We start from the raw sequence: 13,388 nt of genomic DNA on the forward strand, positions 1-13,388 counted from the left end.
ATTATCTGCGCTTTTGGCTTAGCAGCTGCCGCACCTCGCTCGCCGTATCGGCACTTAGAATTATGCGGTATTGCCTTAATCTGTCCTACGGTTCCGGAACGGTCAAGACCGTTCCCTACAGTGCACGATAAAAGCCCACCAATCTTGTTCCACTATCCCGCACCCCCAAAAAAATTCTGAGCGGCACGCCCGCGCCGCGGTCCACCACAATTGTTCTTTATTATTTCTTCTTTTTTAATTAACCAAAAAATCCGCCCCTTTTTTGCAAAAGGAGCGGATTTTTTAGCTTAGTTCAGTTTTAGGCGCTTGAGCTGGAATATAGGTGCAATTACAGCAAGCCTTCGTTGCCCAGAACTTCCTTGGTGTCGCGGGCAATCATCAGCTCTTCGTTGGTCTCGATGACCAGGGTGCGAACCTTGGCACCCCAAGCGGTGATTTCCACAACATCTTTGTTCTGCTTGTGGGCGTTGGCGTTCTTGTCGGTATCCACGCGGATGCCCAGCCAATCCATGTGGTGGCAGATCTTGGCACGGGAGTCAGCGTCATGCTCGCCGATACCGCCGGTGAACACGATGGCGTCAACACCGCCCATAGCGGCAATGTAGCTGCCGATGGTCTTCTTGATCTGGTAGTTCAGCATATCGCTGGCCAGCTGTGCGCGCGGGTTGCCGGCGGCGGCTGCTGCCTCAACGTCACGCTTGTCGCTGGAAACGCCGGAAACACCCAGCAGGCCGGACTTCTTGTTCAGAATCTCGTCCAGCTGGTGGCCGGTGATGTTCAGGGTGTACTTCAGGTAGTTGACCACAGAAGGGTCGATATCGCCGCAGCGGGTGCCCATCATCAGGCCGGCCAGCGGGGTCATGCCCATAGAGGTATCCACAACCTTGCCCTGGTCAACTGCAGCAATGGAAGAACCATTGCCCAGATGGCAGGTGATCAGCTTCAGGCGGTCGATGGGCTCTTCCAGATATTCGGCAGCGCGGTAGCTGACGTACTTGTGGCTGGTGCCGTGGAAGCCGTAACGGCGCACGCCGTACTTCTCGTAATATTCATACGGGATGGCGTACATGAAAGCCTTCGGCGGCATGGTGGAATGGAAAGCGGTATCAAACACGGCAACATTGGGGATATCGCCAAAGACCTTTTTGGCGGCCTCGATACCCAGGATGCCGGCAGGGTTGTGCAGCGGGGCCAGGGGGCTCAGCTCGCGCAGGGTCTCGATCACTTCGGGGGTGATCAGGCAGCTGGCCTGGAACTTTTCGCCGCCGTGGACCACGCGGTGGCCGATGGCGTTGATCTCGCTGACATCATCAATGACCTTGCCATCGCCGGTGGTCATCTTCTTCACAACCTCAGCAAATGCTTCGGTGTGGGTGGGGAAGATGGCCGGGGTGGTGGCTTTATTGCCGTTGGCTTCATGGGTAATCATGCTGCTTTCCATGCCAATGCGCTCGCACAGGCCCTTGCACAGCACCTTCTCGCCTTGCATATCAATGAGCTGATATTTCAGGCTGGAAGAACCACAGTTGATAACAAGGATCTTCATTGGATTTGTCCTCCTTCAAAATTTAAGAGCCATGCCGGGCGGGACCCGGTTTTTGTATTGGCCCTTTTGTATCAGACAAATTTATTATATAATGAAGCAGAAAACATTGCAAGGCTCTTTTCGGCACAAGCGAACAGAATTTGCGAAGAATCAGGGGTAGACGATATGAATTTTGTCGGCATCATTGCAGAGTATGACCCGTTCCACAGCGGCCACGCATTGCAGCTGCGCATGCTGCGGCAGCGGGGGGCCAGTACCATCGCGGTGTGCATGAGCACCGGCGTTGTGCAGCGCGGTGGGGTACCCATCCTGCCGGAAGCTGTGCGGGTGCGCGCAGCGCTGGCCGCCGGAGCGGACCTGGTGGTGGCGCTGCCTGCGCCCTATGCCAACGCCAGCGCAGAACAGTTTGCCGCTGCCGGGGTACATCTGCTGGCCGCGCTGGGGTGCGATACCCTTGCGTTCGGTGCCGAAACCCCGGAGCCCGCCCCCTTGCAGGCAGCGGCTGCCGCGTTGTGCAGTGCGGCGTTCCCGGCGGCGCTGCGCAGCCAGCTGGAAAGCGGCCTGCCCTTTGCCGCCGCCCGTGCCGCAGCCGCCGAAACATTGTGCCCCGGTGCTGCGGATTTGCTGCAAACGCCCAACAACATTTTGGGGATCGAATACTGCAAGGCCATTCTGCGGCAGGGGGCAGCCATGCAGTTGCTGCCCCTGCCGCGTCTGGGCGCAGCCCATGGCACCGCCCAGACCGGCCAGGTGCAGGGGCAGGCACTGGCTTCGGCTTCCCATATCCGGCAGTTGGTGCATACGCAAGGAATCAAGGCTGCCAGCCCCTTTGTGCCGCAGGCAGCCATGGAGCTGTACCGCCAGGCCGCGGAACAAGGTCAGCTGGCGGACCCGGAAAAGTTCAGCACCGCAGTGCTGACTTTGCTGCGCACCAAAACGCCGGAGCAGCTGAGTACCTTACGCGGCGCGGGCGAAGGGCTGGAAAACCGCCTGTATGCCGCAGCCCGCGAAGCAGAAACGGTAAATGATCTGTATGACCGCCTGAAAACCAAGCGCTACCCCACGGCCCGCCTGCGGCGACTGGTACTGGATGCTGTGCTGGATGTGCCCGCCGCGGGCCTGCCCGCGCTGCCGCCGTACCTGTTGGTGCTGGGGGCAAAGCGCAGCGCGCTGCCGCTGTTAAAGCACGCAAAAATTCCGGCGGGCACCAGCCTTGCGGGTTTGGCGGGGCAGGACCAAAAACTGCAAATTGCTGCTGATATGCACAGCAAAGCGGTTGATTTTTCGTTACTTTGCCGGTACAAAATACAGCCCATGGGGCATGCGTACACGGCGCATGTAGTGCTATTATAATATAAGCATGGATAAAAAGTGCGCGGGGTTGAAATTTTGTTGCGATTTTAACACGCAAAATCGTTGCGAAATGAGGAAAAACAATGGCACTACATGTCATGGACGAAGCCAACCAGTGTCTGGGCTGCAAAAAGCCGCGCTGCCAGCAGGGGTGCCCCATCCAGACCAATATCCCCGAAGTGATCCGCCTGTTAAAAGCCAACAAGCTGGACGAAGCAGGCCGCAAGGCGGGAATTGTGCGGTGTTGCCTTAAGGATAAGGGATAAGGGGGCGTTATTCCGTTCCGCACAGCTCAAATTCGTTTTTGCGGCAGCGGATCAGCCCATCGTCCCGCATTTTGCCCAGCTCCTTGGAAAGTGCGCTGCGGTCCAGGTTCAGGTAGTCCGCCAGCTGCTGGCGGTCAAACGGGATGGAAAAATGCGTGCTGCCCGCCCGCACTGCCTGCGCGGAAAGATAGGTCAGCAGCCGCCCACGCGCACTTTTTGGTGTGGTGCACCGGATGCGTTGGGAGAGTGCCAGGTTTTTCTGCATAGAAAGCAGTAACAGGTTGTGCAAAAACTTGGGGTACCAGCTGGCGGCAGTGTTTTGCTGCTGCAGCATGGGTACAAGATCCAGCCATAAAATTTCGCACGGCTCCGCGGCGGCCACATCCACCATCAGCGGCTCGCCGCACAGGGCATAAGTTTCGGCAAACGCCTGCCCGGCTTCCACATGGCTCAAAATACTTTTGTTGCCCCACAGGTCGTTGGATTCTACGTTTACGCTGCCGCTTTGCACAATGCCGATCTCATGTACCACACGGCCCGCATGGTAGATCAGAGCGTTTTTGTCATAACGCTGCACACGGGTGCAGTGGGCGGCGCGCAGGGCGGCAAGTTCGTCCGCCGTCATGCCACGGAAAAGCTGGATGGGGGTGCTGGCTGTTTTTTCCATGGGATTCCTCGCTTTTTGTGGTTATAACCACAGATTTATTGGCCTGATGGCATTATAATACAAGCACAGCAAAAAGAAAAGAGCAGCGCGCCGCACAGCAATGCACGGCATTGAACGGCGCGGAGAAAGGAACACCCTCTATGATTCGCAAAATTATCCAGATCGATACCGATAAATGCAACGGCTGCGGTGCCTGCGCCAATGCCTGCCACGAAGGTGCTATCGCCATGGTCAACGGCAAGGCCAAACTGATGCGGGATGACTACTGCGATGGCTTCGGCGACTGCCTGCCCCATTGCCCCACCGGCGCTATCACCTTTGTGGAGCGCGAAGCCGCCGCTTATGATGAAAAGGCTGTGGAGGAAAACAAGCGCCAGAAAGCCGCAGCCGCCCAAAAGCCGCTGGGCGGCTGCCCCGGCAACGCGGCCCGCAGCGTGTTCCACCAGCCTGTGCCGCAAATGCACCACGGCTGCCCCGGCAGCCAGATGCGCCAGATGCAGCATAAGCCGGAACCGGCAGGGGAGGACATGCCGGTGTTGCGGTCTCAGCTTTCCCAATGGCCGGTGCAGATCAAACTGGTTCCGGTCAATGCCCCCTACTTTGATGGGGCCAAACTGCTGATTGCAGCGGACTGCACGGCCTATGCTTACGCCAACTTCCATCAAAAGTTCATCCGCGGCCATATCACGCTGGTGGGCTGCCCCAAGCTGGACGATGTGGATTACAGCGAAAAGCTGACCCAGATTATCCGCGAAAATAACATCCAGAGCGTGACGGTGGTGCGGATGGAAGTGCCCTGCTGCGGCGGGCTGGAACGCGCCGCCAAGGTGGCCTTGCAGAACAGCGGCAAGTTCATCCCGTGGCAGGTCATCACCATCTCCATTGACGGCAATATCCTCAGCGAGCTGTGAGATAAGCCCGCTTTCGACAAAAAACAAATTGGATAAAAATAAAACTGCCTGGATCGTTTGCACACTGCAAACAGGTTCAGGCAGCTTTTCTATTCTTTTCAGATACACCCTCGTGTTACCGGCGGGCAGGCGACCGGCAGAGGCTTGCCCTTTGCGGGAAACAGCGCTGCGGGCAGCAGCAGAATGAAGGGGTCGGCGGAGAACAAAAAGCATTTGTTTTCCATCAAAAAGTAAACCAGGATCACCGTCAAAAACAAAGTTTCGCCCGTGCAGCGGTTTTGGCACAGCCGCCACATCAACAGCAGGAAGATGACCCCAATCACCACAGCGCCCAACACGCCCTTGTTCATCGGGATGGCAAGGAAAGAGTTATCAATGGCGTGGTGCTCGTCTCCATCAGTGGCAAGGCCACCCAAAAGGGTAACGGCCTTGGGCATGGCATCATGGTACCAGCCGGGCACCCCGTCCTGCTCCGGGTGGTAGAGGGGATACCCCCAGAACACATGGTGCCAGATCTCGAACCGGCCGGAAAGCAGGCCGTTCAGTTTGTCCAGCAGCGGGGTGGCGGTGGGATGATCCGGGTCAAACAGCCGCCCGGCCAACAGGCTGAACCCCAGCGCCAGCGGTGCGGCAGCCAGAGCCATGCCGTGCCAGATGCGGCTTTCAAAAAAGGCGGGCAGGGCACGCTGCAGCAAAAACAAAACCAGCAGCAGCACCATGGCAATGCCAGCCCCGCGGCAGCCGGGCACCAGCAGCGTGTAGGCTGCCAGGGCAGCCAGGCCGCCCCAGTCCCACCAGCGCAGGCGCGGCCAACGCAGCCAGCCCCAGGCAAAAAACACACCGGCCAGCCGGGCACCGTACCCGTTGTAATGGCCATAGCCGTAATCCCAGTTGCGGCAGTAGTACAGGTAGGGCACCAGCGGCGTTGCGGCGTGCAGCAGCTGCACCGCCAGCAGCCCGCCAGCCGCTGCGGCAAGGTAGACCTGCAGCACCCGGCGCAAATCAACATCCTTGGCACCAATGCCAAGCAAAACGGCAAACAAAAACCATTGGTCGTGCCCGTATGCGGTGGTAAACACCGCAAAAGCGGCCAACGCGGCAGCCGTCAGCGCCTGTTGTTTGGTCTGCCACTGGGTCAGCAGCAGGCTTTTGGTAACCAGCAGCACCGCCGCCGTAACGGTTAAGGCAATGCGGCACACATGGCTGAATGTGGGCAGTGTGTTTTGAATGTTGGAGCTGAATACCTCCGATAAAACCAGCAGCAGCGCCACGGCAGCGCAGAACACACGCTCGCCCTTGGCCTGTGCTGCTGGGCTGACCGGGCGGAAAAGCCGGTCAGGTGGTTGTGTGGTCATCAAACCGGCCTCCTTTCCGCATTGGTTCGGTTTGAATTTTGTGTATAGGCAATACCGCATAATTCTAAGTGCCGATACGGCGAGCGAGGTGCGGCAGATGCTAAGGCAAAAGCGCAGATAATACTGGATGTCTTATCGAGCATTTTGGCAACGCAGATGCCGTGCCGCAGCCGCCGGAGCGGTGCTTAAGCCGTCAGGCGGGAATTGTGCGGTATTGCCTATACTTTTTAGCATACACAAATAGTATACCATAGTTTTGTGCAAAAGAAAAGCAGGGCCGTGCCGCTTTTGCCGCAAAGCAGCAAAAGGCAAAGCATAGCCCTGCAAAATTGGTTATTCTACCCCAGTTTCAGCGGCGTACTCTTCAATCAGCTCGCGCTCCAAAAACGGCGTTTTAACACCCTCGCGGTCACGGTAGGCTTCGTGGCCTTTGCCAATTACGGCAATCAGGTCGCCCTCCTGCGCGTGGTCAATGGCGTAATGCAGGGCATCCAGCCGGTCGGGAATTTCCACATACTTGGCGTCCGGGTTGCCCTTGGCCATGCCGGTTTTGATGTCCGCGATAATATCTTCCACTTTTTCAAAGCGGTTGTTGTCTTCGGTCAGGATGCTGAAATCCGCCAACTTGGCGCACACTTCGCCCATGCCGTAACGGCGCAGCTTGCTGCGGTTGCCGCCGCAGCCGAACACCACGACCAGGCGGTTGGGGTTGTACTCCCGCAGGGTTTCAATCAGGCTTTCGGTGGCGGCTTCGTTGTGGGCATAGTCGATCAGGATGGTGAACTTGTGGCTGATGGGCACCAGCTCCACACGGCCTTTGACGAGCGCCTTTTTCAATCCCTCGTGGATGGGGGCATCCGCAAGGCCCAGCACCTTGCCCACGCCGATGGTGGCCAGGGCGTTGTAAATACTGAACAGCCCCGGCATGCCCACCTGTACGTCCAGCGTGTGGCCGTCCGGCTCGGTCAGGGTGAACTCAACGCCCAGCATCTCCTTGTTGCGCAGCAGGCGGTACTGCTCGCTGGCGCGGTAGTCCACCTTGGGGGCGTGGATGCCATAGGTAACCAGCTTGCAGGTGTGGCCTTCCAGCAATGCTTCGGTGTTGGGGTCATCGGCGTTTACCACGCCGACATCGCAGCGCTGGAACAGCTTGCCTTTCCAGCTGCGGTATTCCTCAAAGCTGGAATGTTCGCCGGGGCCGATGTGGTCCGGGTACAGGTTGGTGAACACGCCCACTTTATAATGGATGCCCGCCACGCGGTCCATCATAATGCCCTGGCTGGAAACTTCCATCACGCAGGCATCGCACCCCGCATCCGCCAGCTGGCGCAGGATCTTTTGCAGCTCATAGCTCTCGGGGGTGGTGTTGTTCAGGTCATAGTGGTGGCCGGGGTAATACACGCCGTTGGTGCCGACCATGCCGACCTTGTGACCTGCGGCTTCCAGCACAGCCTTGATCATGTGGGTGGTGGTGGTTTTGCCCTTGGTGCCGGTCACGCCAACCATCGTCATTTCCAGCGCGGGACGGCCAAAATAGGCGGTGGAAAGCAGCGCCATGGCGTAACGGGTGCTCTCGAACTTGACCACGGTCACATCCGGCAAAGCGGCCAGCACCTCGGCGGGCAGGTCGTGCTGGATGGCCAGCACGGCGGCGCCTTTGGCGGCAACGTCCGCGGCGTAATCATGGCTGTCCCGCTGGGTGCCGACGATGCAGACAAACAGACCGCCCGGCGTTACCTTGCGGGAATCATAGTAAATGTCAGTCACTTCGGTATTCAGGCAGCCCTGAACAAGTGTATAGTCCAGATTTTTCAGCAGTTGTTTTAACAGCATGTTGTTATCACCTCAGCGTTTTACAAAGTATTCATCGTACCAGACTAAGAACATAAAAATGCACCAGATCTGCCGCCAGTTATCCCGCTTGCCGGAAATATGCTGGTCCAGCATGGCATTCAGCTCTTTTGTGCGGAAAAACTGCTCCGCGGCGGGGGTGTTAAATGCCTTGCGCACAATACCCGCATACTGCTCATCCCGCAGCCAGGCGCGTACCGGAACAGGGAAGCCGAGCTTCTTTTTGTCTGCCGTTTTGGCGGGAATGGTCTTTTCTGCCGCACCGCGCATCGCAATCTTGGTCTGGTTGGCGTTCACCTTGCACTTGGTCGGAATATGACTTGCCAGTTCAAATACTTTGCGGTCCAGGAACGGCACGCGCAGCTCCAGGCTGTTGGCCATGCTCATCTTGTCGGCTTTCAGCAGAATATCGCCCACCATCCACAGGTTCAGGTCGCAGGTTTCCATCTGGGTCACAGCGTCCTGCCCTTTGGAAAGCTCAAAGTACGGGCGGGAAAGGTCGGTGGGCAGCTTGCCGGGGTGGTAGTTTTTCAGCAGCTTTTTCTTGCGGTGCTCATCCATCAGGTTGGTGTTGCCGATGTAACGCTCCGCCAGCGGCTTGCCGCGGCGCACCAAAAAGTTGATGCCATGCACCGGCGGCAGCAGGTCCGCCACCGCGCCGATGGCCCGGCGGATGGGCAGGGGAATCTTGTCATACCAGGTTACGGTAAACGGCTCTTTATAAATGTTGTACCCGCCGAAAAATTCATCGGCGCCTTCGCCGGACAGGCAGACTTTGACCTGCTTGGATGCTTCGCGGTTGACAAAGTACAGCGCGACCGAAGCGGCATCCGCCAGAGGCTCATCCATGTGGTACTGGATCTTGCCCAGGTTGGCCCAGTATTCCTCCGGCGTAATGCGGTAAGCGTAATTCTTGACCCCGATGTGCTTGGAAAACTCCTGTGCATAGTCGGTTTCGTCATATTGCTTGTTGGCAAAGCCAACGGTGAATGTTTTGTCCACATGGGCCAGCGCGGCCATGTAGCTGGAATCCACGCCGGAAGAAAGGAAGCTGCCAACCTCAACATCGGCGATCTTGTGTGCCTGCACGCTCTCTTTCATCGCCGCGCTGATCTCGTCCTCCCACTCTTCCAGTGTGCGGGAATCATCGGGGTCAAACTTGGGCTGCCAGTAGCGCTGCACCGTCAGCTGCCCGGCTTTCCATTCCAGCCAGTGGGCGGGCATCAGCTTTTTGACGCCCTTGAAGAACGTATCCTCCCCGGGGGAATACTGATAGGAAAGATACAGCGGCAGCTGCTCTTCGTTCAGCTCTTTCTTGAAGCCGGGGTGGGCCAAAAAGCTTTTGATCTCGCTGCCAAACAGCAGCTCTCCGGCATCGTTTTGGTAATAATAGAACGGCTTGATGCCAAAATGGTCGCGCGCGCAGAACAACGTTTCGTTCTTGCGGTCCCAGATGGCAAAAGTGAACATGCCGCGCAGCTTTTGCAGCATCTCCTTGCCCCACTGCTCGTACCCGTGCAGCAAAACTTCGGTGTCGGACCGGGTGGCGAAGGTGTGCCCGGCGCGCATCAATTCGGCGGTCAACTCCTGGAAGTTGTAGATCTCGCCGTTAAAGATGACGGCGAGGTTCTGGTCCTCATTGAACATGGGCTGTTTGCCGCCCTCCAGGTCAATGATGGAAAGGCGGCGCTGGCCAAGGGCTGCCGGGCCTTCAATAAACTGGCCCTGGCCATCGGGGCCGCGGTGGGCGATGGCATCCATCATGCCCTGCAAAATTTCCTGCATGTCGGCGCGTGCGCCGACAAAGCCAACAATTCCACACATGGTTATAATCCTCAACTGGCTGCGGAGCTAAAAACAAACCGCAGGTTATTACTTTCTTGCCCCGGCGGAAACCGGTACTGTTTGTACGATATGCCCTATTATACACGGTTCGCGCCGTAAAGAAAAGCATTTTGCGGCGAATGCTGCTGGAATTTTCGCCCGCGCAGACAAAAAACGCCGTGCCCGCACCCCCAAAGCAGGCGATATTGCCGTTTGACATGTGGTGGCAATGGCGGTAAAATAAAGGATAACCAAAATGGGAAAGGTTTGGTATTATGTCTGATTTTTTACCGGTACTTCTTGGCAGCGATGCCAATGTTTATGGTATGGCACGCAGCTTTTACCAGCAGTATGGCGTGCGCAGCGTGGCCATCTGCAAGGGTGCGCTGGTTGCAACTTCCAACACCAATCTTGTAAAAATTGCCGTGCTGGAACCTGATTTGGAAAACGATGAAACGTTTGTAAAAACGCTGACCGATTACGCAAAAGCCCATGCGGACAAGCCGCTGGTGCTGGTTTCCTGCGCGGACGGTTACACTGTGTTGATGGGCCGCCACCGCGATGCCCTGAAACCCTATTACCACTTTGCCTGCCCGGAACTGCAAACCGTGCTGGACCTGGATATGAAGGAAAACTTTTACCGTGCCTGCGAAGCACACGGCCTGAGCTACCCCAAAACGGCAACCTGCAATGCGCAGAACTATAAAAATATAGAACTGCCGTTTGCGTTCCCCGTTATCATCAAGGCGAGCAATTCCCCGGCGTATTGGAACTGCACCTTCCCCCACAAGAAAAAGGTGTTCCTTGCCAATAACCGCGAAGAATTTGACGCCATCACCGCTGCCATTTACGGCAGCAGCTACCAGGACGAATTGATTCTGCAGGAGTATATCCCCGGCGATGACAACTGCATGCGTGTGCTGAACGCCTACTGCGGCCTGGACCACAAAGTCAAGCTGATGGCTTTGGGCCGCCCCCTGCTGGAAGAGCAGACCCCCGAAGGCATCGGCAACTATGCGGCTATCTTGTCTGACCCCGAATACAATGATGCTGCCCTGCTGGAAAAGCTGAAAAACTTTTTGGAAGATATGCAGTGGGAAGGCTTTGCCAATATGGACATCAAGTACGACGCCCGCACCGGCGAGTACAAGATGTTTGAGATGAACCCCCGTCAGGGCCGTTCCAGCTACTTTGTCACCGCGGCAGGGTATAACCTGTCCAAGTGGCTGGTGGAGGATGTGCTGGAGCACAAGGAACTTGGCCTGACCATTGCCGATACCAAGAGCCTGTGGATGATTGCCCCCTACGGCGTGATCAAAAAATACCTGAAGGACCCGGATCTGCTGGCCCGTGCGGATAAGCTGAAAAAAGAGGGCAAATGTGCCCACCAGCTGTTCTGCAAAGAGGATTGGAACCTGAAGCGCTGGCTCTGGTACATCCGCAGCCAGCTGAACTACTACCGCAAAACCGCCCGCTACTATGGCAATAAGGGCCTGCGGGATTGATGATAGAATAAAAGCTATCACACACTATAAATAAAATCGCTGGCCCCCGTAGGGGCGCACATTGTGCACCCGCCGCCCTTTTGGCAATCATAGAAACGCCAGCCTGTAACAAAACAAACCATTATAATATAGAGAGGGGAAAGCGCCTATGTGTGGCATTACCGGCTTTGCTGAGCGCAACCATAAAGCGGAAACCGCCCGCCGCATTGTAAAAGGAATGGCGGACCTGATCACCTACCGCGGCCCGGACGGCGAAGGCTACTATGTGGATGACCAGGTAGCCCTGGGCCACCGCCGCCTTTCCATCATTGACCTGGAGGGCGGCAAGCAGCCCATGTTCAATGAGGATGGCAGTCTTGTCTGCATTTTTAACGGCGAGATCTATAACTTCCAGACCCTGCGCGAGGAACTGATCGCCGCAGGCCATACCTTTGCCACCCGGTCCGATACCGAGGTGCTGCTGCATGGCTATGAGCAGTGGGGCAATCAGCTGCCCGGCAAACTGCGCGGCATGTTCACCTTCGTGATCTGGGACCAGAAAACCAAAACCATGTTTGGTGCGCGGGATATCTTCGGTATCAAACCGTTCTATTATTATAATCAGGATGGTCTGTTCCTGTTTGGCAGCGAGATCAAAAGCTTTCTGGCTCATCCCGGTTTCAAAAAGGAACTAAACGAGGAACGCCTGCCGGAATATTTGAGCATTGAGTATATCCCCAATGAGGAAACCATGTTCAAAAATGTCTACAAGCTGCCCAGCGGATGTATGTTCACCTGGGAAAATGGCGAACTGACAGTGGAACGCTACTATGAGATCAAGTACCATGTGGACGATTCCAAGAGCCTGGAAGAGTGGGAAAAAATCATCACCGATACCTTTGCCGAAAGCGTTGCCGCCCACCAGATTGCCGATGTTGAGGTTGGCTGCTTCCTTTCTTCCGGTGTGGATTCCAGCTTTGTGGTCAACGAGGTTGCTAAGGGTACTCCGCATGTCAAGAGCTTCTCGGTCGGCTATGCGGAGGAAAAATACTCCGAGCTGCCGTATGCCCAGGAGTTCAGTAAGGAAATCGGTGTGCCCAGCATTGCCAATAAGGTGGATGCCGAACAGTTCTTTGAAGCCAACCGCCTGATCCAGTGGTACCTGGATGAACCCATGCCCAACCCGGCGGAAGTTCCGCTTTACTTTTTGGCCCAGAACGCCCGCAAGTACGTCAAGGTCGTGCTTTCCGGCGAAGGTGCCGATGAACTGTTTGGCGGCTACCCCATGTACTGCCAGGCGGTTCACTTTATGGATTACGAGCATAAGGTGCCCAAAGCGCTGCGTAAGGCCGCAGGCGCAGTGGCATCCAAACTGCCGGACTTTAAGGGCAAGCACTTTCTGGTGCGCGGTGCAGAAGAACCCTGGCAGCGCTATATGCGCGCCAACTATGTTTTCCTGGACCCGGCTGAACGTGACCGCTGCCTGAAAAAGAACTACCACAGCCCCCGCCCGGAACAGTTCTTTAAGCCTTATTTTGATAAAGTGCAGGGTCTGGATGAACCCACCCAGCTGCAGTGGGTGGATATGCACACCTGGATGCTGTATGATATCCTGCTGAAAGCCGACCGCATGAGCATGGCCAACAGCCTGGAACTGCGCGTGCCTTTCCTGGACCGCAACATGCTGGATGTGGCACTGTCTATCCCGCAGAAATACCGCTCCGGCAAAGAGTCCACCAAGATCGCTCTGCGCGGTGCCGCCATGAAGCAGCTGCCGGAAAGCGTTGCCCATCGCAAAAAGCTGGGCTTCCCCGTGCCGCTGAACGACTGGCTGCGGGAAGATAAGTACTATAATATGGTAAAGGAAAAGTTCACTGGCCCCGTTGCCGAAAAGTTCTTTAATGTGGACGAAATCATGCGCCTGCTGGATGATCATAAGGCGGGCAAGGCCAAGAACATGACCAAGATTTGGAGCTTTTATTCCTTTATTTTGTGGTACGAGCTGTATTTCGTAAACACCCAGGCCCCGGCAGGAATCTATTAAGGCAATACCGCACAATTCCCGCCTAACGGCTCAAGCACCGCTCCGGCGGCTGCGGCACGGCATCTGCGTTGCCAAAATGCTCGATAA

Annotated in this window: 11 protein-coding genes; 5 read left to right on the top strand and 6 right to left on the bottom strand. The window is 56.5% G+C overall.

The features are described from left to right. Positions 1 to 328: 328 nt before the first annotated feature. A complete protein-coding gene (locus tag C4885_RS12725; RefSeq protein ID WP_114000699.1) occupies positions 329 to 1,546 on the bottom strand; it encodes an acetate/propionate family kinase in 1,218 nt (405 codons plus the stop codon). A gap of 165 nt (positions 1,547 to 1,711) precedes the next feature. Here C4885_RS12725 and C4885_RS12730 point away from each other — a divergent pair, with 165 nt between their 5' ends. Both C4885_RS12730 and C4885_RS12735 read left to right on the top strand, forming a co-directional pair. Then, entirely contained in the window at positions 1,712 to 2,899 is a 1,188-nt protein-coding gene (locus C4885_RS12730) for a nucleotidyltransferase family protein (RefSeq protein WP_114000700.1), read from the top strand. An 83-nt stretch (positions 2,900 to 2,982) separates the two neighbouring features. Then, positions 2,983 to 3,165, top strand: coding sequence for a hypothetical protein (locus tag C4885_RS12735; RefSeq protein WP_371681670.1), 183 nt, complete (start codon positions 2,983 to 2,985; stop codon positions 3,163 to 3,165). 7 nt (positions 3,166 to 3,172) lie between these two features. On the opposite strand, the gene C4885_RS12740 is transcribed toward C4885_RS12735, so the two are convergent. Then, positions 3,173 to 3,832 carry a Crp/Fnr family transcriptional regulator gene (locus tag C4885_RS12740; RefSeq protein ID WP_114000701.1) on the bottom strand — a complete coding sequence of 220 codons (660 nt, stop codon included), beginning with the start codon at positions 3,830 to 3,832 and terminating at the stop codon, positions 3,173 to 3,175. Positions 3,833 to 3,972: 140 nt separating this feature from the next. On the opposite strand from C4885_RS12740, the gene C4885_RS12745 reads away from it, so the two are divergent. Next, on the top strand, positions 3,973 to 4,743 hold the full coding sequence (locus tag C4885_RS12745; protein ID WP_114000702.1) for an ATP-binding protein: 771 nt from the start codon (positions 3,973 to 3,975) through the stop codon (positions 4,741 to 4,743). 98 nt (positions 4,744 to 4,841) lie between these two features. Here the strand turns inward: C4885_RS12745 and C4885_RS12750 are convergent, their stop codons facing one another. From C4885_RS12750 to C4885_RS17315, 4 genes are all read right to left on the bottom strand, one after another. Next, positions 4,842 to 6,098: a hypothetical protein gene (locus C4885_RS12750; RefSeq protein WP_114000703.1), complete on the bottom strand. Its 1,257-nt coding sequence runs from the start codon at positions 6,096 to 6,098 to the stop codon at positions 4,842 to 4,844. Positions 6,099 to 6,431: 333 nt separating this feature from the next. Continuing rightward, positions 6,432 to 7,931 (bottom strand): UDP-N-acetylmuramoyl-L-alanyl-D-glutamate--2,6-diaminopimelate ligase, encoded by a 1,500-nt coding sequence (locus tag C4885_RS12755; RefSeq protein ID WP_114000704.1) that lies wholly within the window; start codon positions 7,929 to 7,931, stop codon positions 6,432 to 6,434. Between the two features lie 12 nt (positions 7,932 to 7,943). Then, complete coding sequence (gene asnB, locus C4885_RS12760) at positions 7,944 to 9,773, bottom strand: asparagine synthase (glutamine-hydrolyzing) (protein WP_114000705.1); 1,830 nt, start codon at positions 9,771 to 9,773, stop codon at positions 7,944 to 7,946. Positions 9,774 to 10,060: 287 nt separating this feature from the next. Continuing rightward, complete coding sequence (locus C4885_RS17315) at positions 10,061 to 10,432, bottom strand: hypothetical protein (RefSeq protein ID WP_371681671.1); 372 nt, start codon at positions 10,430 to 10,432, stop codon at positions 10,061 to 10,063. A gap of 138 nt (positions 10,433 to 10,570) precedes the next feature. On the opposite strand from C4885_RS17315, the gene C4885_RS17320 reads away from it, so the two are divergent. Continuing rightward, positions 10,571 to 11,278, top strand: coding sequence for a hypothetical protein (locus tag C4885_RS17320; protein ID WP_371681672.1), 708 nt, complete (start codon positions 10,571 to 10,573; stop codon positions 11,276 to 11,278). Between the two features lie 148 nt (positions 11,279 to 11,426). Next, complete coding sequence (gene asnB, locus C4885_RS12770) at positions 11,427 to 13,301, top strand: asparagine synthase (glutamine-hydrolyzing) (protein ID WP_114000707.1); 1,875 nt, start codon at positions 11,427 to 11,429, stop codon at positions 13,299 to 13,301. The last annotated feature ends 87 nt before the right edge of the window (positions 13,302 to 13,388 follow it).

Source organism: Subdoligranulum sp. APC924/74 (assembly GCF_003324125.1).
GTDB lineage: Bacteria > Bacillota > Clostridia > Oscillospirales > Ruminococcaceae > Gemmiger > Gemmiger qucibialis.

Coding starts and splice junctions, on each gene's coding strand:
- C4885_RS12730 (WP_114000700.1), top strand. CDS start 1,712: ATGAATTTTGTCGGCATCATTGCAGAGTATGACCCGTTCCACAGCGGC.
- C4885_RS12735 (WP_371681670.1), top strand. CDS start 2,983: ATGGCACTACATGTCATGGACGAAGCCAACCAGTGTCTGGGCTGCAAA.
- C4885_RS12745 (WP_114000702.1), top strand. CDS start 3,973: ATGATTCGCAAAATTATCCAGATCGATACCGATAAATGCAACGGCTGC.
- asnB (WP_114000705.1), bottom strand. CDS start 9,773: ATGTGTGGAATTGTTGGCTTTGTCGGCGCACGCGCCGACATGCAGGAA.
- C4885_RS12740 (WP_114000701.1), bottom strand. CDS start 3,832: ATGGAAAAAACAGCCAGCACCCCCATCCAGCTTTTCCGTGGCATGACG.
- asnB (WP_114000707.1), top strand. CDS start 11,427: ATGTGTGGCATTACCGGCTTTGCTGAGCGCAACCATAAAGCGGAAACC.
- C4885_RS12755 (WP_114000704.1), bottom strand. CDS start 7,931: ATGCTGTTAAAACAACTGCTGAAAAATCTGGACTATACACTTGTTCAG.
- C4885_RS12750 (WP_114000703.1), bottom strand. CDS start 6,098: ATGACCACACAACCACCTGACCGGCTTTTCCGCCCGGTCAGCCCAGCA.
- C4885_RS12725 (WP_114000699.1), bottom strand. CDS start 1,546: ATGAAGATCCTTGTTATCAACTGTGGTTCTTCCAGCCTGAAATATCAG.